The organism is Salinirubellus litoreus (assembly GCF_037335815.1).
Taxonomy (GTDB): Archaea; Halobacteriota; Halobacteria; order Halobacteriales; family Haloarculaceae; genus Salinirubellus; species Salinirubellus litoreus.
The window spans coordinates 3585011-3604994 of the sequence record NZ_CP147841.1; the positions used below are offsets into that span (position 1 = coordinate 3585011).

Sequence of the window (19984 nt, forward strand, 5' to 3'; positions counted from 1 at the left end):
GCCCCGCGGGTACCGGTGGGGTCGTGATCGGCGGCTCAGGCGGCTCCGAGGAAGTCAGCGCCCGGCCGCCGGACCGGCACCGCCGACAGCGAGTCGAACGCCCGGACGACGTGCTGGTCGGGGTGGAGGTCAGGCAGGCTATTCAGGTGCGAAGCGTTGGCGTAGAGGTGATCGAGGAGCCGGAGGTGGATCACGTCGGCCGCGGAGGAGTCCTCGTTCAGCAGATGGTGGACGACCCGGTAGACGCCGAAGGTGTCCTCGACGGCGTGCTCGCCGCGCGTGCCCGCGGCGACGAAGTGGATCGGATCGCCCTCCGCTTCGAGCCAGTCGGCCACCGCGCGGGCGTTGACCGTCGAGGCGACCACGACGGAGGCGTCCGCCCTGACCGCCTCGACCGCGTTCGCCCCGTTGATCGAGTTGAGCCCGACTACCTGTCCCGTCCACTCGAACCCCCGCTCGGCGCAGTCGGTCGGCGAGTTCCGTACCAGCGAGTCCTCGCCGCTGTCGAAGGCGTAGTCGCCCCCCACGAGCGCGTCGGGGTTCTCGGTCCCGAACCGCTCCGCCGACGCCTGATCGACCAGCGGGACGACCGAGGAGACGCCGCGGTCGAGCAGCCACGCGACGGTCGTGCTGAAGTTGATCGCGTCGACGACGACGTACGTCCCCTCGGGCTGCTCGTCGGGGGCGGGGAGTTCGTGGTACGTCTCGTAGAACATCCAGTCGTGGCCGTCGGGGATCGGGATGTCGACCACCCCGGGCTGGAGCGGTTCCTCCGCGGTCCGGTGAGTGAGGGGCTCGGTCCGTGACACACTCCCCGTAGCGCGCGCAGCGAGGTAACGCTAACTACGGATCCTCATCCCCGAGTCCGTTTCACACGGGAGTCGCGCGACCGACACGGTTCGGCGGTGAGATCCGCGTCCGCCCGACGACCGACCGTTCTCATGAACCCTGGGAATACCGCGCTCGGCGGCCCATGCTTCGGGCGAATTCCCGTGCCGCGTCATAGCCTGGCAAACGTGCAAAAACGTTAATATCTATGCCCTTACAGGGGATGATACGTTCGTCCGATACGGACGAGCGGTGACCGACGATGAAGACCACCACCCCCAACCCGACGCTCGCTGTGTCCGACAGCGAGGGGTCCGGGGTCGGCACCTACGACGAGGTGATCGGTGCCGACTGGTCCGGGCCGGGTGCGGATGGGGTGGCGGTCTGCGGTCACCTCCGCACTCGGCCCGCCGCGTGATCGCGCGCCGGAGCTGAGCAGTTCTCTCCCGATCCGATCCGGGAGCGGCTGCCTCCGGCGGGCGGCGAGCCCGGGTGCGATCCACCCCGATTCCTGCCGCCCGTCCTCACGCGCGCCGAGTCCGGAGACCACTCCGCCCCGCTACCGCCCCCACCCGGGGGCGTGATACCGCCCGATGCGAGCCCACCGCCGGACAGCGACAGCTCCGTCCGGCCGATACGGGGTGCCCATTCGCGTGTGGCACTCCGACGCGGACCGTTCCCCCGACACGCCGCGTGAGTACGCCCGCCCACACGGACCCACTCCCGTGGTGTAGCGGTAACACGCGGCCCTCAGCGGGGCCGAGACGCGCGCTCGAACCGCGCCGGGAGCCTGTATGGCAGCCGAACCATCGAACGAGACCGAACAGCACACGAACGAACCCGCGGACGAGCTCGCGGCCGTCGAGGCCGCGGTCACCCTCCGCGTCCCCCGCGGCGCGATGGGCGACCTCCCGGCCGGCGTCCGGGAGGTCCTCACCGGAGTGGCCGGCGTCGAGACGGCCGACGTCGGCGAGATACACGCCGTCCGGCCGACGTCGTTCGACATCTACGTCGACGTCACGGCACGGCTCGGTACCGGTATCCAGACGGCCGATCCCGACGCCGTCCGCGACCGGCTGCTCGACGGCTTCGGCATCGAGGCCGTCGAGGCGGTCGTCGTCGACGTCGGGTAGCAGGACGAGGTGGTCTACCGGGGCGGTTCGACTCCGCCCGCGTCCCCTCGCCGCCGCGAGGCGGCTGATCCACCGTGCAACCGACCGAGACGCTGCTCGAACGACGCACCGATCTCAGACTGGAGCGAGCCCGGCGGCGCGCGCCGCCGGTCCTCGCCGCGCTCGCGCTGGCGGTCGTCCCGCCCGCCGCGCTCTACGCGCTGACCCACCCCACGCTGGCCGTCGCCGCGCTGACCGCCCTTGCGGTCCTCGTCGTCGCGCGGGGCCGGCCGCGAGAGGAATGACGGCGGCCTTCGGACTGGACGCTCCCGAGGGGCGTCGTAGCCCGATACCGGGACACCCGGACCCCGGCGCCCGACGACGGGCGCGGCCGCTGGTGCGGCCACCCGCACGGTTCGATCCCGTGCGTGCCCCTCCCCCGCCCGAGTCATCACTTGATGCCAATCGACGCCGATTCCCCCCGTCGAGGGCCGTCCGACGCGTCCGAATCCGTGTCCTTCACGTCGAGTTATGGCCCCGCTGTCGTCCGTTTTCGTCGATTTCGGGGGACGGCTCGCCCCCGCCGGAGAGGTGGTGACGATTCAGTCAGCGCCTATACGAAAGGTTTTATATATGGAGTCGGCCTTCCACAAAAGTATAATGGCAGGGCCGACACGCCAGCGAGAGCGGAGTGTCGAAGTGGAGGACGACGAGTCCGAAACCGAGACAGGCTGTCCCGAGTGCGAGTCGACTAACCTTGTGCAGAGCGGGGAAGGGGAACTCGTCTGCGACGAGTGTGGCCTCATACTGGAGGAAGAACACATAGACCGCGGCCCGGAGTGGCGCGCGTTCAATCACACCGAGCGCCAGAACAAGTCCCGGGTGGGCGCGCCCACCACCCAGACGATGCACGACAAGGGGCTGACCACCCAGATCGACTGGAAGGACAAGGACGCCTACGGACGCTCCATCAGTTCGGAGAAGCGCTCACAGATGCACCGGCTCCGGAAGTGGCAGGAGCGTATTCGGACCAAGGACGCCGGCGAGCGCAACCTCCAGTTCGCCCTCTCCGAGATCGACCGGATGGCAAGCGCCCTGGGCGTTCCCCGCTCCGTACGAGAGGTCGCCTCGGTGATCTACCGCCGGGCGCTCAAAGAGGACCTCATCCGCGGGCGCTCGATCGAGGGGGTCGCCACGAGCGCGCTCTACGCCGCCTGCCGGCAGGAGGGCATCCCCCGCTCGCTCGACGAGGTCGCCGAGGTGGCCCGCGTCGAGCAGAAGGAGATCGGCCGGACGTACCGGTACATCGCCCAGGAGCTCTCCCTGGGACTGGAGCCCGTCGACCCCGTCCAGTACGTCCCGCGGTTCTGCTCCGAACTGGGACTGAGCGAGGAGGTCGAGCAGAAGACCCGCGAGATCATCGAGGTGACCGCCGAGAAGGGGATGCTCTCGGGGAAGTCCCCCACCGGCTACGCCGCGGCGGCGATCTACGCGGCCTCGCTGCTCTGTAACGAAAAGAAGACCCAGCGCGAGGTCGCCGACGTCGCCCAGGTCACCGAAGTGACGATCCGCAACCGCTACCAGGAACAGATCGAAGCCCTCGGTATCCACTGACCGGGTTCCGGGTAGATCGTCGAGGAGAGCGAACGGGCCGGAAGGCCGACCCGCACTCGCCCGCGCGCATCTTATGGGTCCCACCGTCGTAGCGGCGGCCATGACCGTCGACGAATCTTCCGGGTCGATACGGCGGACGGGCGGCCAGAACGCGACTGACCGGCCGGCGCTCCCGGCCGGGCTGGTCGACCTCGCGACCACGACCGGCGAGGAGGGATCGATGTCCGTCGAGGAGCCCTACACGGGGGACGAACTCGCGGAAGTGCCGTCGTGCGGTGAGGCGGCCGTCGAACTCGCGGTCGAGCGGGCACGAGATGCACAGGAGGCCTGGGCCGAGCGCCCCGCCGACGAGCGTGCCGCGGTGCTAGAGCGCTTTCACGACCGGCTGCTCGACCGCCAGGACGAGCTCCTCGACGTCGTCCAGCTGGAGACGGGGAAGGCGCGCCGACACGCCTACGACGAGGTGATGAGCGTGGCGACGACCGCTCGGCACTACGCGGTCCGCGCGCCGGGGTACCTCGAATCCGAGCGCCGACGGGGGGCGTTCCCGCTCCTCACTCGGGCGGACGTCCACCACGAGCCGAAGGGTGTGGTCGGACTCATCGCGCCGTGGAACTACCCGTTCGAACTCGTCGTCTCCGACGCGGTTCCGGCACTGCTCGCGGGGAACGCCGTCGTCTGCAAGCCGGCCGAGCAGACCACACACGTCGCCCTCTACGCGAAGCGACTCCTCCGAGAGGCCGGCCTCCCCGCGGGCGTCTTCCAGGTCGTCCCGGGGGAGGGATCCGAGGTCGGTCCCCCGCTCATCGAGCGGGTCGACCACGTCGGGTTCACCGGCTCGACGGCGGTCGGCCGGGAGGTCGCGGCGCAGGCCGGCGGGCACCTCACGTCGTGCTCGCTCGAACTCGGCGGGAAGAACCCCGCCGTCGTCCGGGCGGACGCGGACCTCGACCGCACCGTTCGAGGACTGGTCCGGGGCTGTTTCGACAATGCGGGACAGACCTGCATCGCCATCGAGCGGATCTACGTCCACGAGTCGATCTACGAGGAGTTCGTGCGGCGTTTCGCCGCCGCCGCGCGCGACCGTCGGCCCGCCGCGACCTACGACTTCGGCTCGGAGCTGGGCTCGCTCGTCTCGGCCGAGCAGCTAGAACAGGTCGAGTCCCACGTCGAGGACGCGCGGGCCGACGGCGCGACGATCCGTGCCGGGGGACGGGCGCGCCCGGACGTGGGGCCGTACTTCTACGAGCCGACCGTCCTCACCGACGTCGAGGAGGAGATGGACGTCTGCTGTGAGGAGACGTTCGGGCCGGTCGTGAGCGTCCACCCCGTCGCCGACGACGAGGAAGCCGTCGCGCGGGCGAACGACTCCGAGTACGGCCTGAACGCGTCGGTGTGGACCGAGGACGAGGAGCGCGGGCGCGAACTCGCCCGCCGTATCGAGGCCGGGACGGTCAACGTCAACGAGTCGTATATCGCGGCCTACGCGAGCGTCGACGCGCCGATGGGCGGGATGAAGGATTCGGGGATCGGCCGACGCCACGGCGAGGAGGGCTTTTTCAAGTACACCGAGTCGAAGACCGTGGCGACCCAGCGGGTCGACGCCTTCTCGGAGCCGCCGATCCCGTTCGGGGCGTTCACGCGGGTGATGGCCGGCGTACTGAAGGTCTGGCGGCGGATTCCGGGGCTGCGGTAGGGGTTCGTCGGTTGACCGCCACGACCGCCATCGGTTTGACTCCCCCGTCCGCCGTGCAGGTCGTGGACGAAACGGACACGCAGACGGAGGGGACGTACACGCTGGTCGTCGAACTCGCTAGCGACTCGGTTCTGGAGGTGGGGTCGCTCGGCGAGCACGCGTTCGACCGTGGCCGGTACGCCTACACGGGGTCGGCGTTCGGCCCGGGCGGGTTCGCCCGCGTCGAGCGCCACCGCGAACTCGCGGCCGGCGAGCGCGGGGCACGCCACTGGCACGTCGACTACCTGCTCGGCCATCCCGACGCGGCGATTCGGGAGGTCGTTCGCTCGCCTGGGGCGAACGTCGAGTGTGCGGTCGCCCGGCGGCTCCCCGCGGGACCGGTCGAGGGATTCGGCGCGTCGGACTGTGACTGCCCGAGCCACCTCGCCACCCTGGCGGACGGTGAGACGGCGGCGCTGGCGGCGGTCGAGGCGGCTCACGAGGCGGCCGGGAGCGCGAACGAGTAGGAGCTGGACGGACGAGCGCCGACGCCGGCGGGGCAAGCTTTACGCTCGGGCGCGGTACCCGAGAGACATGGACGGCGTCCACGACATGGGCGGGATGCACGGGTTCGGCCCCGTTCCCGAGGACGACGCGCAGTTCCACGCCGACTGGGAGCGCGCCGTCTACGGGATGGACAAGATCGCCAAGGCCGAAGGGTGGTTCAACATCGACGAGAAGCGCCACGCCATCGAGCGGATGGAGCCCGCCGACTACCTCGGGGCCACCTACTTCGAGCGGTGGCTGGACGGCCTCGAACGCCTGCTCGTCGAGAAGGGTCACGTCACCGAGACCGAACTCGCGGCGGCCCGCGCGGAGTTCGAGGACGACGGCGACACCGCGGTCCCCGAGCGCGAGAGCGAGGCGCTCGTGCGGGCCGTCCGCGAGGCCTTCGGGACCGACTCGGACTTCGAGCGCGATGGACCGGAGCCGTCGTTCGAGGTCGGCGACCGGGTCCGGGTCCGCAACGACCACCCCGAGGGACACACCCGTTGTCCCCGGTACGTCCGGCGAACGGAGGGCGAGGTCGTCTCGGTCCACGGGGCACACGTCCTGCCCGACGCGAGCGCACACGGCGAGGAGCGAGCGGAGCCGCTCTACACGGTCGGGTTCGCGGCGGGCGAACTGTGGGGGCCGGACCGCGAGGCCGACGACACCGTCCACGTCGACCTCTGGGAGGGCTATCTGGAGGAACCAGAACCATGACGCACGACGACCACGACCACGAGGAGCACGACGGCTACGAACACGGTCACGGCGATCACCCGTACGGCCACGATCACGACCACGACCACGCGCACGACCCCCACGAGGGGGTGACGGCCGACGACCCGCGTCCGCGAGCGCGCGCGCTCCAGTCGCTCCTGGTCGAGAAGGGACTCGTCTCGACGGACGCCATCGACGAGGCCATCACGGCGTACGAGCAGGAGATCGGCCCGCTGAACGGCGCGCGGGTCGTCGCCCGGGCGTGGACCGACGAGGCGTTCCGGGAGCGACTGCTCGAGGACGCCGACGACGCCATCGCGGAGTTCGACTTCGACGTCGGCGTCCAGCACGTCGAGGTGAAGGAGAACAGCCCACAGAGACACAACGCCGTCGTCTGTACGCTGTGTTCGTGTTACCCCTGGTCGCTCCTGGGACTGCCGCCGACCTGGTACAAGACCCCGGCGTACCGCTCGCGGATGGTGCGCGAGCCCCGCGCCGTGCTCTCGGAGTTCGGCGTCGAACTCGACGACGACACCGAGGTGCAGGTGTGGGATTCGAGTTCGGAGATCCGCTACATGGTCCTCCCGCAGCGACCGCCCGGCACCGAGGGGATGGACGAGGAGGAGCTCCGGGAGGTCGTCACGCGGGACGCGATGATCGGGGTCGAGCGCCTGGAGGGAGTCAGCGATGCCTGAGCGCCCCGATCCTGGACCGGTCGACCCGGCCGCGCTCGCCCGTGACGAGGACGCGGACGGCCCGACCTTCGACGAGCCCTGGCAGGCCCGCGCGTTCGGGATCGCGGTCGCACTCCACGACGACGGCGCGGGGTTCGAGTGGTCGTCGTTCCAGGAGCGGCTCATCGAGGAGGTCCGGCGCGAGGATCCAACGGCAAGCGACAGCGATGCGGTCGAAGGTGTCTACTACGAGCAGTGGCTCGCGGCGCTCGAACGCCTGCTCGTCGAGGACGGGGTGCTCGACCACGACGAACTCGGGGAACGTGCCGCGTCGTTCGCGGCCGGCGAGCGCACCGCCGAGGAGTTCGTCGAGGGCGAGCGCGAGCACTAGCCCTGCGGTGTCGGATATCGGACCGAGAGGGTCCGGCGTGCGTTCCGGCCCCCGTCGTCCCGACGGTAGAGCGGGGATACTGGACTCGACTCCGTGTCGAGACGGACTCGAGAGTGCGGCCCCTTTCGGTTCCCCCCGACTCCAGCCCCGGCCAGCATCGCACGCCGGCCACGGCACGCGAGGGGTGAAGGGTTAAAACCCGTCGCGGCGATCCCGTGGGCATGTACGAGACGCTGCTCGTTCCGACGGACGGTAGCGAGACGGTCGAGCGAACGCTGCCACACGCGCTCTCGCTGGCCGCCGACCACGACGCGACGGTCCACGCGCTCTACGTCGTCGACCAGCGGGTGGTCAAGGCGAGTTCGGGTGACCTCGTCGAGGACGTCCGCACGGACCTGGAGCGCCAGGGCGAGTCGGCCGTCGAGATGGTCGCCGACCGGGCGGACGAGGCCGGCGTCGACGCCCGAACGGCCGTCCGACACGGGACGCCCGACAAGGAGATCGTCGCCTACGCCGAGGAGACGGACGCGGACGTCATCGTCATCGGCCCGCACGGGAAGACCCCCCGGAAGAAGGTCGAGGGACTGGGCAGCGTCTCCGATCGCGTCGTCGCCGACGCCTCGACGTCCGTCCTCCTCGTCAAGGACGACGTGACGGACGGGGACGAGAGCTAAACGACCGACGGACGCCCCGGGGGTTCAGTCCTCGTCCGCGTCGATCGCCGTCTCGACGGCCTCGACGGCGTCGTCGGGCACGTCGAAGTCGTGGTAGTGGTCGCCGCGCTCCTTCGTGAGGACGTTGAGCGCGGCGGCCGCGCCGTCGCCGGCGGAGATGACCGCCTGCCACTCCTCGGCCCGGACCATCGCGCCGGTCGCGTAGGCGTCCTCCACGCTCGTCTCCATCGTCACGTCCACGTCGACGACGTCGTCGTCGGTGAACGCACAGCCGAGGTCCTCGGCGAGGTCGCGGTTGGCTCCCGTGGCGAGGATCACGTATCGCGCGTCGTGCTCCTCGTCGTCGGTCGAGACGGTGAACCCGTCACCGTTCGCGGAGACACCGGTCACCTCGGCGTCGTGGCGCTCGACGCCGAAGTGATCGACCTGCGCGCGTGCCGTCTCCAGGAACGCCGACCCGTCGACCGATCCGATCCCGAGGTAGTTGAACAGGTGGGCCTTGTGCATCCACGTCCCGTCGGTGTCGAAGACGACAGTGTCGAGGCCGTTCTTCTGTGTGAACAGTGCCGCGCTGAGGCCGGCGGGACCACCGCCGACCACGACTACGTCGACCATGTCTTCACGGATCATCGCCAGGACAATAAGCGGACGGTAGCGTGAACGCCCGCGGGTGACGGGAGGGTAACCGACTGGGGTCGAGACTCCCTCGGAGGACCCACCGTGACCTACGCGGTCCGAGCGGGAGCGCCCCCGAGCAGTTCGCGGGTCCGGCGGTGGCGATAGCGGAACATCGGCTCGAAGCCCGCCCACCCCAGCGGACCCACCAGATCCCCGACCGGGCCGCCCGGGAGGCGGTAGGCCACGTGGTCGACGGCGAGCGTCTCGTCGCCGTCGGCGAAGAACCGGTGGGTGTGGTCCCACTCGGGGAACGGTCCGCCCTCCATCGTGTCGCGGAACATCGCGCTCCCGTCGCCCTCCTCGCGCTCGGTGACGACGGAGGTCCAGGACTGGCGGGGACCGACGCCGAACGGCCGCATCGACAGGTCGATGCGCGAGCCGGCTCCCAGGATCTCGGGATCCGGCTCGCCGTCGGGGCCGGTGACTCGCTCGACGCGGAGGTTCATGAAGTCGGGCGTGAGCGCCTCCAGCCCCGAGATCCGGGAGTAAAAGTCCCAGACCTCCTCGATCGGGGCGGCGACGCGCGTCTGACGCCGGTAGGTCGGCATGGTCGTTCTACGCGCCTCGGCCTCAAAACGGCCCCGTTCCCGACGGACCAACGGGCGTCGGCAGTTTCAGTCGTAGACGAACCGGTCGGCGACGGGGTCGACGACGACGATCGAGACCAGCCAGAGGACGGCGACGGCGACGACCGCGAGCCACCCGTCGGTCGGGAACCTCGGGCCGGCGCTGACGAGGAACAGCGCGATCACGCTCGCGACGAGCGCGAGCGCGAGAACGTCGTTGGCGAGGTACCAGAGGGCGTGGAGACGCTCGCCCGTCGTGGCGTCGCCCCACCCGGCCCGTATCTCGGCGAGGACGTCGACGATCATCGGGTGTCAACCCGACCGTGGGGACGGCTCGGAGATAAAGCCGGCCACCCGCTCGGGGAGCGTGGGGTCGTCGTAGGGAGGGCGTTCGAGGGAGCGGTTCCGGGGTGGGGAGGACGACGGCCTCGCGGTGGTCACTTCAGGCGCTCCTGGAGGAACGAGGGGTGGGCGGCCTCGACGCCTTCGATGGTGAGGATGCGGTCGGAGATGACCTCGCCGACGGCGTCGCCGTCGGGGGCCCGGACCTCGGCCATCAGCATGTGGTCGCCCGAGGAGGTGTAGAGCGACTCGACGGAGTCGAGCTCTTTCAGCTCGCGGGTGGCCTCGACGTAGCGCTCGCTGGCGACGTCGATGCCCACGAGCGCGATGGACTGCGAGGAGAGCTTCTTCGGGTTGACGTCGGCGGAGTAGCCGACGATCACCCCCTCGTCCTCGAGCCGGTTGATGTACTTCCGCACCGTCGGCTTCGATACGCCCGCCCGCTCGGCGATCTCCGCGTAGGAGGCCTGTGCGTCCTCCTCCAGCACGGCGAGGATTCGGTCCTCCGTCGAGCCAGCACTCATGCACACTGATTTACGTTCCCCGAAAAAATATCTTCCGAACCGGAAAACGACCGGGTGAGCCCCGACCTCGCCGATCCGGAACGGGGCGAACGTCGACCGAATACCGACCCGGTCGGGGAAGACGAGCCGTCACCGTCCTCCGGTTTCGGCGTCGTGTCCCGCCTACCCGGGCGCGTCGTGACGGCTCTCCATCCGGAGGTAGAGGACGGATACCGCTCCCAGGTACAGCACCATCCCACCGACGACCCCCCACGTCAGCGGGTTCGACGGGTCGAAGTCGCTCCACGCGCGAGCGACGCCGACCAGTACCAGCGCGAACCCGAGCAGCTGGCTCCGGACCAGGAGTCGGGCCGCGCTCCAGCGCGGGTCCAGTACGACGACGCCGCTGACGACGCCGAACAGCGCGAACCACCCGGCCAGGATCCGCGCGGTCAGCGGGGAGACGGCCCACGGCCAGGCACCGACCATCGGTCCGGGAGCGACGAACAGGACGACCGCACTGGCCGTGACGAGGACCCCGAGTGCCCCGCCCACGAGTCGCACCGCTCGGGGGAGACGGACGTCCTCGACCGACGGCTCGCTCGCGGTCCGGCGGTTGACCCACCAGATGGCGGGAACGAGCACGGGCGTCACCGCGTAGAGGGCGACCCAGAGGACGAACGTGTAGTGGTCGTGGTTGAAGTTCTCCCAGTGGAGCACGGTGGCGACGGCCATGAACCAGGTGAACGCCGCGATGCCGGGGAAGACGGGGGCCACACGGTGCCACTCCTCGCCGGTGGCGACCCGGTAGAAGAAGTAGACCCCCGCGCCGTAGCCGGCACCCATCAGCATCGGTGTCATGTCGGGCCGTATCGTCCAGGCGAAGAGTTCGGTGGTTCGCCCCGGAAACCCGAAGAGGACCAGGAACGCCGCCGCGAGGAACGGGACGATGATCCAGGCCACCAACCGGGTGACGTGGAGGATCCGGTCGTCGCGGAGGGGGGCGTCGGTCGCCCCGTCGTCGGTCATTCCGCCGGGGGAACCGGGCGGGTCTACACCTCCGGGAGCGCCGCGCACGCCGGACGGAGCCATGGCTACTGACTCGTCCGTGGTGTGAAATATCTACCTGCGGGTCGCGCGGCCCGAGCGCGGGTCCGGATCGACGGCTCGGGCACCACCGGGAGATCGGATCGGCCGACGACGGTGTCGATCCCTACCGGTGGGGGTCGAGCAGGTCGTAGGACCGCTCCCACTCGTAGTCCTCCTCGAAGTAGCGCTCGGCGAGGGGGGTCTCGGGCATCTCGCCGGTCGAGCGCTTCTCCTGGCCGTAGGAGGGGCGGTCGGCGTCGTGGTAGAACCGACCGGTGAGGACCTTGCCCTCGTGGAGTGCCGTCTCGGTCTCGTACATCATGTCGGCGGCCTCGCGGCGGTCGCCGGTGTCGAACTCGTAGTCGTCGTTCTGCTGGACGTCGATGTACGGGACGTACTGCTTTGCGTCCTTGTTCCAGGTCGGACACTGGGTGAGGAAGTCGATGTGGGAGAACCCGTCGTGCTCGATGGCCTCGACCAGTATCTCGCGGGCCTGGTTGGGGTTGACCGCGGCGGTCCGGGCGACGTAGGACGACCCGGCGGCCAGCGACATCGAGAGCGGGCGCACCGGATCCTTCGCCGAGCCGTGGGGCTGGGTCTTGGACTTGTGGCCCTTCGGGCTCGTCGGGGACGTCTGGCCCTTCGTGAGCCCGAAGATCTCGTTGTTGAACACGATGTAGGTCATGTCGTGGTTCTCCCGGGCGGTGTGCATGAAGTGGTTCCCGCCGATGCCGTAGCCGTCGCCGTCGCCGCCCGCCGCGACCACTTCGAGGCCGGGATTGGCGAGCTTCGTGGCGCGTGCGACCGGGAGCGATCGGCCGTGGATGGAGTGGAAGCCGTAACTCTCGAAGTACGAGGAGAGCTTGCCCGAGCAACCGATACCCGTGACGAGCATCACCTCGTCGGGGCTCTTGCCGAGGTCGGACATCGCCCCCTTCAGCGCCTTGAGGACGCCGAAGTCACCGCATCCGGGACACCACGTCGCCTGTGGCTCGATACCGGGCGTGAACTCGTCCTGTTCGGTCGTCTGTCCCTCGTGTTCGCCGATGGCGCTGAATGCACTCATGGATTAGTCACCCGCAGCGGGGAGGTACGTGGTCGTGTCGTTGGGCACGTCCGTCTCCCCGTTCGTGTTCGTCTCGAACCCCTCGACGATCTCGCGCGGCTCGAAGGGGTTGCCGTTGTACTTGAGCAGACTGGACATCTTCGGGCCGAACCGACCGAGACAGCCCTGGACGTGGCGCTTGAACTGCGCCGTCGCGTTCATCTCGACGACCAGGCACGACTCGACGGATTCGAGGAACGCCGTCACCTCCTGCTCGGGGAACGGCATCAGGTCCGAGACGGAGATGGACTTCACGGAGTGGCCGGCGTCGTTCAGCCGGTCGACGGCCTCCTCGACGGTGCCCTGCTGGCTGCCCCAGGTCATGATGCCGTACTCGGCGTCCTCGGGGCCGTGGTAGGCCTGGTTCGACTCGTCCTGGCCGCGCTCGTCGAGCTCCTCGCGGATGTTGGTGAGCTTCGAGAGCCGGCGGTTCATCTGGGCGACCCGGTTGTCGGGGTCCTCCGCGATGTGGCCGGTCGGCCAGTGCTCGTTGCCCGAGGCGAGGAAGCGCCCACCGGTCTGGCCGGGGATCGACCGGGGCGAGGAGCCGCGCTCGGTCTCGTAGTTGTAGCGCTCGAACTTCCCGGAGTGGTGGTGGGCCGCCTCGGCGATCTCGTCCTCGGTGAGCGTGTTGCCCGGGTCGGGGTTGGGCTCGCGGTCGAACACCGACTCTGGGACGTTCACGAGCTCGCCCGAGAGCTTCTGATCGTAGACGACGATGGCCGGCAGGTGGTACTCGTAGGCGAGCCGGAACGCGTCGCGCGTCTGCTCGTAGGCCTCGATGGCGTCGCCGGGCGCGAACACGACGCGGTTCGAGTCACCCTGACTCGTGTAGAGGACGTGCTCGAGGTCGGCCTGCTCGGGTTTGGTGGGCATCCCGGTCGAGGGGCCGGCCCGCATCGACTCCAGGAGGACCACGGGCGTCTCGGTCATCTCGGCGAGCCCGAGCGGTTCGCTCATCAGCGCGAACCCGCCACCCGAGGAGCCGGACATCGCCTTCACGCCGGCGTGGGAGGCCCCGATAGCGAGCGCGGCGGCGGCGATCTCGTCCTCGACCTGCTCGGAGACGCCACCGAGGTCCGGGAGGTACTGGGTCATCAGCGTGAACACCTCGGTCCACGGGGTCATCGGGTAGCCCGCGATGAACCGGCAGCCCTCGTCGATGGCACCGAAGGTGATCCCGTTGGAGCCGCTGACCAGCACCTGCTCCTCCTCGTGTTCGCCCTCGGGCATCCGGAGGTCGTGGGTGAAGTCGAACTCGGCCGCGTCGTCTGCGGCCGCCTGGAGGATCTCGAGGTTCGTCTCGAGCACCTCGCCGTCCATCCGCTCCTCCATCAGTTCCTCGATGTGGCCGAGGTCGTACTCCAGCAGGGCGCAGGTGACGCCGACGCCGGCGGTGTTGCGCATCACCTCACGGCCCATCTCGCGGGCCATACCCCGGAGGTCGACCGGGTAGACGTTCCAGTCGTTCTCCTCGACGCGCTCGTCGAAATCCTCGATGTCGTCGGTGTCGAGCAGCCCCTCGTCGTAGACGATGACCCCGCCCTCCCGAAGCTCGTCGAGGTTCTCCGAGAGCGGCTTGACCTGCTCGTTGCCGTAGACGGTGCCCTCCCGCTCGTTCCGGGCGAACGAGTCGCCAAGCGCGAGCAGGCAGTTGTACCCGTCGCCGCGCGAGCGGACCGGCTCGGGCGACGCCCGCACCTCGACGTACGTGTGGCCACCGCGGATGCGCGAGGGGTAGTGCCGGTGTGTGAACACGTGCAGCCCCGAGCGCATCAGCGCCTTGGCGAAGTTCTGGCTCGTCGAGTCGATGCCGTCGCCGGACCCGCCGGCGATCCGCCAGACGAGTTCTTCAGTCATGGTGCATCACCAGGGGGTTACGCATACCTCTAGAAGAACGGGCGCGCGACTAAAGCGTTTGCTACTCTATAGCACGCATTAATAATGACAGAAAACGCAGGACGGACCGGAGGTAGCCACCGGCGACGGATGACACGGAGGGTCGTCCTGTCAGGTATATTTCCCAACTTCCTAACTTTAATTCCTATTTTGTGTTAATAAAATTTATAAAGTCTGGCGATCCGGCCGGCGGGGACAGTTCGGCGGTGGCGGAAACGGGAGGAATTACCGTGGACCGGGCCGCCTCGGTCGGACAGCCATCGCGAGCGGACGACCGACGGGGGGTGTCCGGGTCGACGGATGCGCCCGTCCGCGGTCCTAGGAACCCCCGACTGGGATGCCGGCGTCGATGGCCCGGCGGCCCGGAGGCTGGTCTGGCGTCCGTTCTCGACCGGCCGTTCGAACCGGTGCCGCAGGAGATATAACGACGTAACCCCGAAGGGACACGAGACGGATGTCCCTCAGCGAGCTGATACGAGGCGTGGAGGACCACGAGAAGACGCTCACGGTCTTCAACGCCGATCCGGAGGCAGTCGAGGCGGTCGAGGAGCGGTTCCACGACCGGAACCTGACGGTGAGGGCCGAACGGACGGAGTCGGGTAGACCGCGGGCGTTCGTGGTGCTGTCGAGCGGCGATCCCGAGGAAGAGGAGGAGGAGTTCGTCACGGCGGCCGGTCTCGAGGACCTGATCGGCGAGGGCGACCGGACCGACCCCGGCTTCGACGACGCCTCCTACCGGCCGATACTCGACCACCTCGACGAGACGATGTTCACGTCCTACGACACCCGGCAGATGGTCGCGGCCTCCCGCGAGATCGAGGACCGCGCCTGGCGGCTCGGAACGGGGTCGCTCCACGCCGGGTTCCAGTACCTCTCGATCCTCGAGGACCAGATGGACGTCTACGAGCGCCTCGCCTCGAAGGACGGCCTCGACGTCCACGCCTACGCCTACCCCGACCAGGAGACGGTCCCGGTCCACGACACCGACCTCACGATCCACGTCGAGCGGAGCCGGGAGATCGAGACGTCGTGGTTCGTCGCCTACGACGGCGGCGGCGTCGACGTCAACAAGTGTGCTCTCCTGGCCGAGGAGCGCGACCCGCGGACGTTCTACGGCTTCTGGACGTACGACCCGGACACCGTCGACTGGATCGTCGAGTACCTCGAACGGTCCTACGGGCTCGTCGAGTCCCGCTGAGCGCCCGCTCGCCGTTCCGCCCTGTCCCGCATCCGCCCTCGGTTTGGAATAAACTTCGACAACGTTGTCAGTAGTTTGCCGAACCTTATTGGCCTGGCATCGTTCGGTCCGGGCATGAACTGTCGAGTCGGCGCGACGAGGCGGGAGGATCCGTCGTGAGAGGTCGTCGCGCGCTGATCCTGATTCTGGTGGTGGCGATGGTGGTGGTCCCGGCCGCGACGGTCGTCGTCGCGGACACGCGGGGCGAGCCCCACCTGTCCGCCGAACTGCCCGACAACCGCGTCGAGGCGGGCGAGGTGACGGCCCTCGAACTACAGATAAGCAACACGGCGACGGTCGAGTCGGGTAGCCGCAACCCCACGGACATCCAGCGGGCCACCGCCGCCCGCGGCGTGCGGGTCAGCCTCCGGTCGGGCGACGCCCCGATCCAGGTGCGGACGAACGCGAGGCGGCTGGGACAGATACCGGACGGCGGGGTCGCCTCGGTCCCGTTCGAGGTCGTGGTCGACGAGGACGCCGAGCCCGGGCGGTACCGGGTCCCCGTCGACGTCGAGTACACCTACACCGAACTCATCGACGACCGTGACCGGTTCCGCGACGAGGACACGGTCGACGAGACGCTGTACGTCGGCGTCCGGGTCGTCCCCGCGGCGGACTTCGCCGTCGTCGAGACGACGACCGAGGCGGCGATCGGCGCGAACGGCTCGATCCGGATGGCCGTCGAGAACACGGGGAACGCACCCGCCCGGGAGGCGACCCTCTCGGTGCAGTCGACGAGCGGTTCGCTCACCTTCGGGGAGAGCCCGACGGCGGAGACATACGTCGGAGACTGGCCGGCCGGCGAGCGCCGAAACTTCACGTTCAGCGCGAGCGTGGCCGGCGACGTCGAACCCCGTTCGATCGCGCTCGGTGCCAGCGTCCGGTACGAGGACGAGGACGGCGTCCCGCAGAACGCCTCGCTCACGACGGGTGCCAGACCCGCCGAGGAGCAGTCGTTCTCGCTCGCCGAGACGGACGGGAGCCTCCGCGTCGACAGCGAGGGTAACCTGACCGGGACGATCCGCAACGGAGGGCCGGTGGCCGCCGACAACGCGGTGCTGGTCCTCGAGGACCCCGGCTCGAACGTCGACGCGACCGAGCGGGAGTTCGCGCTCGGCGACCTCGAACCGAACGAGTCGACGAGCTTCGGCTACGAGATCGAGATCTCCGACTCCGCACGCGCCGGCCCCCGCCAGTTCACCTACCGGGTCCGGTACGACGACGCCAACGGTGTCACCACCCGGTCCGACCCGCTGTACGCACGCTACGACGTCGGCCCCTCACAGCAGGTGTTCGACGTCGAGACGAACGCGACCGTCGGTGCCGGCGGGTCGACACAGCTCCGGGTCCAGCTGACCAACAACCGCGACGTGCCGGTGAGCGACGTCTCGGCGAAGCTGTTCGCCGACTCGCCCATCAGCGTGAGCGACGACGAGGCGTTCGTCGACACCATCGAACCGGGCGGGACCGAGACCCTGACGTTCGCCATCGGGGCGGCGGGGTCGGCGACGCCGAAGGTCTACCCCGTCTCGCTCGACTTCCAGTACGACGAGCCCGACGGCGACACGAAGCTCTCGGACACCTACCGGGTCCCGGTCGAGGTGACCGAGAGCGAGGGCGGCGGGTTCCTGGGCCTGCTGCTCGGCCCGGGCGGCCTCCTGGTGTTCCTGGCCGTCGGCGGGGTCGCGGGCGTGGTCCTGTTCCGCCGCTCGCGCTCGGCGTAGATGGCCGGTCCCGTCGACTACCAGCGGTTCATCGACGCCGCCGACGACCAGATCGTCAACCATCCCAAGCGGATCGTCGTCGCGTTCCTCCTACTGACGGTCGTGTTCGCGGGCGGGCTGGCGAACGTCTCGACCGACGCCGGGACCATGGGGTTCACCCAGGACGTCCCCGCGCAGGTCGCCTTCGAGCAGGTCCAGGAGAAGTTCGGGCCGGCGTTCGCCGCCGACACCGGGAGCACGCAGCTCATCCAGTCGGGCCAGAACGTCCTCTCGAAGCGGGAGATGATACGGATGCTGACCGTCCAGCAGCGCCTCCAGGAGACCGAGGGGCTCCGGGTCGAGTCGACCTCGGGGGCCGCGAGCGTGGTTGCCCGGAGCATCGACCCGTCCGCCGACACCCTGGAGGAGCAGATCGACGTCCTGGAGGAAGCGACGCCGGGTCGGATCGACCGCGCCGTCCGGGCGGCCGACTCGCGGGGTGACGGCATCGCCGGACTCCTCTCGCAGGACTACAACCCGCAGTCGGCGTCCGCGTCGGCGACCATCGGGGTCGTCACCCACGAGATCCCGACGGGGATATCGAGCTCGGCCGGGCAGGGCGGCTCCTCGCCGCTGACGCCGATCCAGCTCCGCGCGGAGTTCGTCGTGAACTCCGTCGACGCCGACATCCGCGTGTTCGGCGAGGGGATCATCTCCGCGGAGTTCGGCAACGTCATCTTCGACTCGCTCATCGTCACCGTCCCCGCGGCGGTCGTGTTCATCGTCGTCTTCCTGATCGTCGCCTACCGGGACCTCGCCGACCTGCTGCTGGGGCTACTCTCGCTGTTGATGGCCATCGTCTGGACGTTCGGATTCATGGGACTCGCCGGCATCCCGTTCAACCAGATACTCATCGCGGTCCCCCCGCTCCTGCTCGCGGTCGGGATCGACTTCGGCATCCACGCGGTCAACCGCTACCGCGAGGAACGCGTCGAGGGGTACGATATCGAGACGTCGATGCGGACCGCGACCGACCAGCTCCTGGTCGCGTTCTTCATCGTGATGGGGACGACCGTCATCGGGTTCGGAGCGAACCTCACCTCCGCGCTCCCGCCGATCAGGGACTTCGGTATCGTCGCCGGCGTCGGTATCGTCTTTACGTTCCACATCTTCGGTATCTTCCTCCCCGCGGCGAAGGTGCTGCTCGACAAATCGCGGGATAAGTACCCGATACCGACCTTCTCGACGACGCCGCTGGGCTCGGAGGGGTCGGCACTGGGCCGGGCGCTCTCGGGCGGCGTCGGTGTCGCCCGCTACGCGCCCGTGGTGTTCGTCCTCCTCATGATCGGGGTCGCCGGGGTCGCCGGGTTCTACGCGACCGGTATCGACACGACGTTCTCGAACGAGGACTTCCTGCCCCCCGAGGAGACCCCGCCCTACCTGGCGAACCTCCCCGAGCCGTTCAAGCCCTCCGAGTACACCGTCACGCGCGACCTCAACTACCTCGAGGAGAAGTTCTCCGTGAGCCAGTCCTCCTCGGTGACGATGTACGTCGAGGGACCGTTGCGCCGGAGCTACGCCCTCGAATCCATCTATCGTGCCGGGGATGACCCGCCGGATTCGTTCGTCCGGACGGACGGCCGCGCCGAGTCCACGAGCATCGTCACGATCATCCAGAATCGCGCGGCGAGCGACCCCGAGTTCCGGCGGCTCGTCGACCGAAACGACCGCGACGACAACGGCATCCCCGACCAGAACCTCGAGCGGGTCTACGACTACCTCCTGAACTCCGACTCGCGGGGGGACGCCCTGGAGTACATCACCGAGGACTACCGGGCGACGCAGGTCGTCTACAGCGTCGAGGCCGACGCCTCCCAGTCCGAGATCACCGCCGACGCCCGAACCATCGCGGATGACTTCCGCCTCGCGGCCACGGCGACCGGCTCGACCGTCGTCTTCGAGGCCATCTCCAGCCTCATCCTCGAGTCGGCCGTCGTGAGCCTCGCCGTCGCGCTCGGCGGGACCGTCGTCTTCCTCCTGTTCATCTACTGGGTGCTCGAGGGACGGCCCTCGCTGGGGCTGGCGAACACCCTCCCGATCGTCATCACGGTCGCGATGGTGGCCGGGACGATGCGGCTCGCGGGCATCTCGTTCAACGCCTTCACCGCGACCATCCTCGCCATCACCATCGGGCTGGGCATCGACTACTCCGTCCACGTCACCCACCGGTTCGCCGACGAGTACGAGACGAACGGCCACGATCTGTTCACCGCCCTCGGGCGCACCGTACGCGGGACCGGCGGGGCGCTCGCGGGGTCGATGCTGACGACCGTGTTCGGTATCGGCGTGCTCGTCCTGTCGGTGTTCCCGGCCATCGGCCAGTTCGGCCTGCTCGCGGCGCTCTCGGTGTTCTACGCCTTCCTCGCCTCGCTGTTCGTCCTCCCGTCGGCGCTCGTGGTCTGGGCGCGCCTCTTCGACCGGGGAGGTGGGGGGATCGCCGAGACCGGCGAGCAGAGCCCCCCCGACGAGCCCGAACGGACCGGACCGGCGGGTCCGACCGACCGGGAGACCCCGACGTAGCGTCGTCACCCCCTCACCGGTCGGGGGGCACCGGCCCGCTCGACACCG

At 69.2% G+C, this 19984-nt stretch carries 21 protein-coding genes and 1 tRNA gene; 14 read left to right on the plus strand and 8 right to left on the minus strand.

Annotated features, from left to right (window positions below; all coding sequences use genetic code 11):
- Window positions 1-35: 35 nt before the first annotated feature.
- Window positions 36-809, minus strand: a complete 774-nt coding sequence (locus WDJ58_RS17870) for a 2-phosphosulfolactate phosphatase (RefSeq protein ID WP_338914661.1) — start codon at window positions 807-809, stop codon at window positions 36-38.
- A gap of 281 nt (window positions 810-1090) precedes the next feature.
- Between WDJ58_RS17870 and WDJ58_RS17875 the strand changes: the two genes are divergently transcribed.
- The 11 genes from WDJ58_RS17875 to WDJ58_RS17925 all read left to right on the plus strand — a co-directional run bounded on the left by WDJ58_RS17875 (window position 1091) and on the right by WDJ58_RS17925 (window position 8234).
- The gene (locus WDJ58_RS17875; protein ID WP_338914662.1) at window positions 1091-1246 is read left to right on the plus strand and encodes a hypothetical protein; all 156 of its coding nucleotides are present in this window, start codon (window positions 1091-1093) and stop codon (window positions 1244-1246) included.
- 301 nt (window positions 1247-1547) lie between these two features.
- Window positions 1548-1619, plus strand: a tRNA-OTHER gene (locus WDJ58_RS17880).
- A gap of 3 nt (window positions 1620-1622) precedes the next feature.
- Window positions 1623-1961, plus strand: coding sequence for a hypothetical protein (locus tag WDJ58_RS17885; protein WP_338914663.1), 339 nt, complete (start codon window positions 1623-1625; stop codon window positions 1959-1961).
- Window positions 1962-2035: 74 nt separating this feature from the next.
- Window positions 2036-2245: a hypothetical protein gene (locus WDJ58_RS17890; RefSeq protein ID WP_338914664.1), complete on the plus strand. Its 210-nt coding sequence runs from the start codon at window positions 2036-2038 to the stop codon at window positions 2243-2245.
- A 355-nt stretch (window positions 2246-2600) separates the two neighbouring features.
- A complete protein-coding gene (locus WDJ58_RS17895; RefSeq protein ID WP_338914665.1) occupies window positions 2601-3554 on the plus strand; it encodes a transcription initiation factor IIB in 954 nt (317 codons plus the stop codon).
- A 100-nt stretch (window positions 3555-3654) separates the two neighbouring features.
- On the plus strand, window positions 3655-5250 hold the full coding sequence (locus WDJ58_RS17900; protein WP_338914666.1) for a succinic semialdehyde dehydrogenase: 1596 nt from the start codon (window positions 3655-3657) through the stop codon (window positions 5248-5250).
- A 62-nt stretch (window positions 5251-5312) separates the two neighbouring features.
- Window positions 5313-5756, plus strand: a complete 444-nt coding sequence (locus tag WDJ58_RS17905) for a GIY-YIG nuclease family protein (protein WP_338914667.1) — start codon at window positions 5313-5315, stop codon at window positions 5754-5756.
- Window positions 5757-5823: 67 nt separating this feature from the next.
- Window positions 5824-6495, plus strand: coding sequence for a nitrile hydratase subunit beta (gene nthB / locus WDJ58_RS17910; protein ID WP_338914668.1), 672 nt, complete (start codon window positions 5824-5826; stop codon window positions 6493-6495).
- On the plus strand, window positions 6492-7190 hold the full coding sequence (gene nthA / locus WDJ58_RS17915; RefSeq protein ID WP_338914669.1) for a nitrile hydratase subunit alpha: 699 nt from the start codon (window positions 6492-6494) through the stop codon (window positions 7188-7190). Before nthB ends, nthA begins: the two co-directional genes overlap by 4 nt.
- Window positions 7183-7560, plus strand: coding sequence for a nitrile hydratase accessory protein (locus tag WDJ58_RS17920; RefSeq protein ID WP_338914670.1), 378 nt, complete (start codon window positions 7183-7185; stop codon window positions 7558-7560). Before nthA ends, WDJ58_RS17920 begins: the two co-directional genes overlap by 8 nt.
- A 221-nt stretch (window positions 7561-7781) precedes the next feature.
- Window positions 7782-8234, plus strand: coding sequence for a universal stress protein (locus WDJ58_RS17925; RefSeq protein WP_338914671.1), 453 nt, complete (start codon window positions 7782-7784; stop codon window positions 8232-8234).
- Window positions 8235-8258: 24 nt separating this feature from the next.
- Here WDJ58_RS17925 and WDJ58_RS17930 read toward each other — a convergent pair whose 3' ends face one another.
- The 7 genes from WDJ58_RS17930 to WDJ58_RS17960 form a co-directional block, all read right to left on the minus strand.
- Window positions 8259-8849: an FAD-dependent oxidoreductase gene (locus tag WDJ58_RS17930; protein ID WP_338914672.1), complete on the minus strand. Its 591-nt coding sequence runs from the start codon at window positions 8847-8849 to the stop codon at window positions 8259-8261.
- Between the two features lie 110 nt (window positions 8850-8959).
- Entirely contained in the window at window positions 8960-9460 is a 501-nt protein-coding gene (locus tag WDJ58_RS17935) for an SRPBCC family protein (RefSeq protein WP_338914673.1), read from the minus strand.
- Between the two features lie 66 nt (window positions 9461-9526).
- Window positions 9527-9784: a hypothetical protein gene (locus WDJ58_RS17940; RefSeq protein ID WP_338914674.1), complete on the minus strand. Its 258-nt coding sequence runs from the start codon at window positions 9782-9784 to the stop codon at window positions 9527-9529.
- A 131-nt stretch (window positions 9785-9915) separates the two neighbouring features.
- Window positions 9916-10344 (minus strand): HTH-type transcriptional regulator LrpA1, encoded by a 429-nt coding sequence (gene lrpA1, locus WDJ58_RS17945; RefSeq protein ID WP_338914675.1) that lies wholly within the window; start codon window positions 10342-10344, stop codon window positions 9916-9918.
- Between the two features lie 162 nt (window positions 10345-10506).
- Window positions 10507-11352 carry a hypothetical protein gene (locus WDJ58_RS17950; RefSeq protein ID WP_338914676.1) on the minus strand — a complete coding sequence of 282 codons (846 nt, stop codon included), beginning with the start codon at window positions 11350-11352 and terminating at the stop codon, window positions 10507-10509.
- 184 nt (window positions 11353-11536) lie between these two features.
- Window positions 11537-12478 carry a thiamine pyrophosphate-dependent enzyme gene (locus tag WDJ58_RS17955; protein ID WP_338914677.1) on the minus strand — a complete coding sequence of 314 codons (942 nt, stop codon included), beginning with the start codon at window positions 12476-12478 and terminating at the stop codon, window positions 11537-11539.
- Window positions 12479-12481: 3 nt separating this feature from the next.
- The gene (locus tag WDJ58_RS17960) at window positions 12482-14377 is read right to left on the minus strand and encodes a 2-oxoacid:acceptor oxidoreductase subunit alpha (RefSeq protein ID WP_338914678.1); all 1896 of its coding nucleotides are present in this window, start codon (window positions 14375-14377) and stop codon (window positions 12482-12484) included.
- Window positions 14378-14870: 493 nt separating this feature from the next.
- On the opposite strand from WDJ58_RS17960, the gene WDJ58_RS17965 reads away from it, so the two are divergent.
- The 3 genes from WDJ58_RS17965 to WDJ58_RS17975 all read left to right on the plus strand — a co-directional run bounded on the left by WDJ58_RS17965 (window position 14871) and on the right by WDJ58_RS17975 (window position 19936).
- Window positions 14871-15614, plus strand: a complete 744-nt coding sequence (locus WDJ58_RS17965) for a DICT sensory domain-containing protein (protein WP_338914679.1) — start codon at window positions 14871-14873, stop codon at window positions 15612-15614.
- Between the two features lie 155 nt (window positions 15615-15769).
- Window positions 15770-17377 carry a COG1361 S-layer family protein gene (locus WDJ58_RS17970; protein WP_338914680.1) on the plus strand — a complete coding sequence of 536 codons (1608 nt, stop codon included), beginning with the start codon at window positions 15770-15772 and terminating at the stop codon, window positions 17375-17377.
- On the plus strand, window positions 17378-19936 hold the full coding sequence (locus WDJ58_RS17975; protein ID WP_338914681.1) for an efflux RND transporter permease subunit: 2559 nt from the start codon (window positions 17378-17380) through the stop codon (window positions 19934-19936). It begins immediately after the preceding gene.
- Window positions 19937-19984 lie beyond the last annotated feature (48 nt).

Bases quoted from the DNA above. Each gene is read 5' to 3' on its own strand.
- WDJ58_RS17975 (WP_338914681.1), top strand. From the start codon at position 17,378: ATGGCCGGTCCCGTCGACTACCAGCGGTTCATCGACGCCGCCGACGAC.
- WDJ58_RS17955 (WP_338914677.1), bottom strand. From the start codon at position 12,478: ATGAGTGCATTCAGCGCCATCGGCGAACACGAGGGACAGACGACCGAA.
- WDJ58_RS17920 (WP_338914670.1), top strand. From the start codon at position 7,183: ATGCCTGAGCGCCCCGATCCTGGACCGGTCGACCCGGCCGCGCTCGCC.
- lrpA1 (WP_338914675.1), bottom strand. From the start codon at position 10,344: ATGAGTGCTGGCTCGACGGAGGACCGAATCCTCGCCGTGCTGGAGGAG.
- WDJ58_RS17900 (WP_338914666.1), top strand. From the start codon at position 3,655: ATGACCGTCGACGAATCTTCCGGGTCGATACGGCGGACGGGCGGCCAG.
- WDJ58_RS17925 (WP_338914671.1), top strand. From the start codon at position 7,782: ATGTACGAGACGCTGCTCGTTCCGACGGACGGTAGCGAGACGGTCGAG.
- nthA (WP_338914669.1), top strand. From the start codon at position 6,492: ATGACGCACGACGACCACGACCACGAGGAGCACGACGGCTACGAACAC.
- WDJ58_RS17965 (WP_338914679.1), top strand. From the start codon at position 14,871: ATGTCCCTCAGCGAGCTGATACGAGGCGTGGAGGACCACGAGAAGACG.
- WDJ58_RS17950 (WP_338914676.1), bottom strand. From the start codon at position 11,352: ATGACCGACGACGGGGCGACCGACGCCCCCCTCCGCGACGACCGGATC.
- WDJ58_RS17895 (WP_338914665.1), top strand. From the start codon at position 2,601: ATGGCAGGGCCGACACGCCAGCGAGAGCGGAGTGTCGAAGTGGAGGAC.
- WDJ58_RS17935 (WP_338914673.1), bottom strand. From the start codon at position 9,460: ATGCCGACCTACCGGCGTCAGACGCGCGTCGCCGCCCCGATCGAGGAG.
- WDJ58_RS17960 (WP_338914678.1), bottom strand. From the start codon at position 14,377: ATGACTGAAGAACTCGTCTGGCGGATCGCCGGCGGGTCCGGCGACGGC.
- WDJ58_RS17875 (WP_338914662.1), top strand. From the start codon at position 1,091: ATGAAGACCACCACCCCCAACCCGACGCTCGCTGTGTCCGACAGCGAG.
- nthB (WP_338914668.1), top strand. From the start codon at position 5,824: ATGGACGGCGTCCACGACATGGGCGGGATGCACGGGTTCGGCCCCGTT.
- WDJ58_RS17940 (WP_338914674.1), bottom strand. From the start codon at position 9,784: ATGATCGTCGACGTCCTCGCCGAGATACGGGCCGGGTGGGGCGACGCC.
- WDJ58_RS17930 (WP_338914672.1), bottom strand. From the start codon at position 8,849: ATGGTCGACGTAGTCGTGGTCGGCGGTGGTCCCGCCGGCCTCAGCGCG.
- WDJ58_RS17885 (WP_338914663.1), top strand. From the start codon at position 1,623: ATGGCAGCCGAACCATCGAACGAGACCGAACAGCACACGAACGAACCC.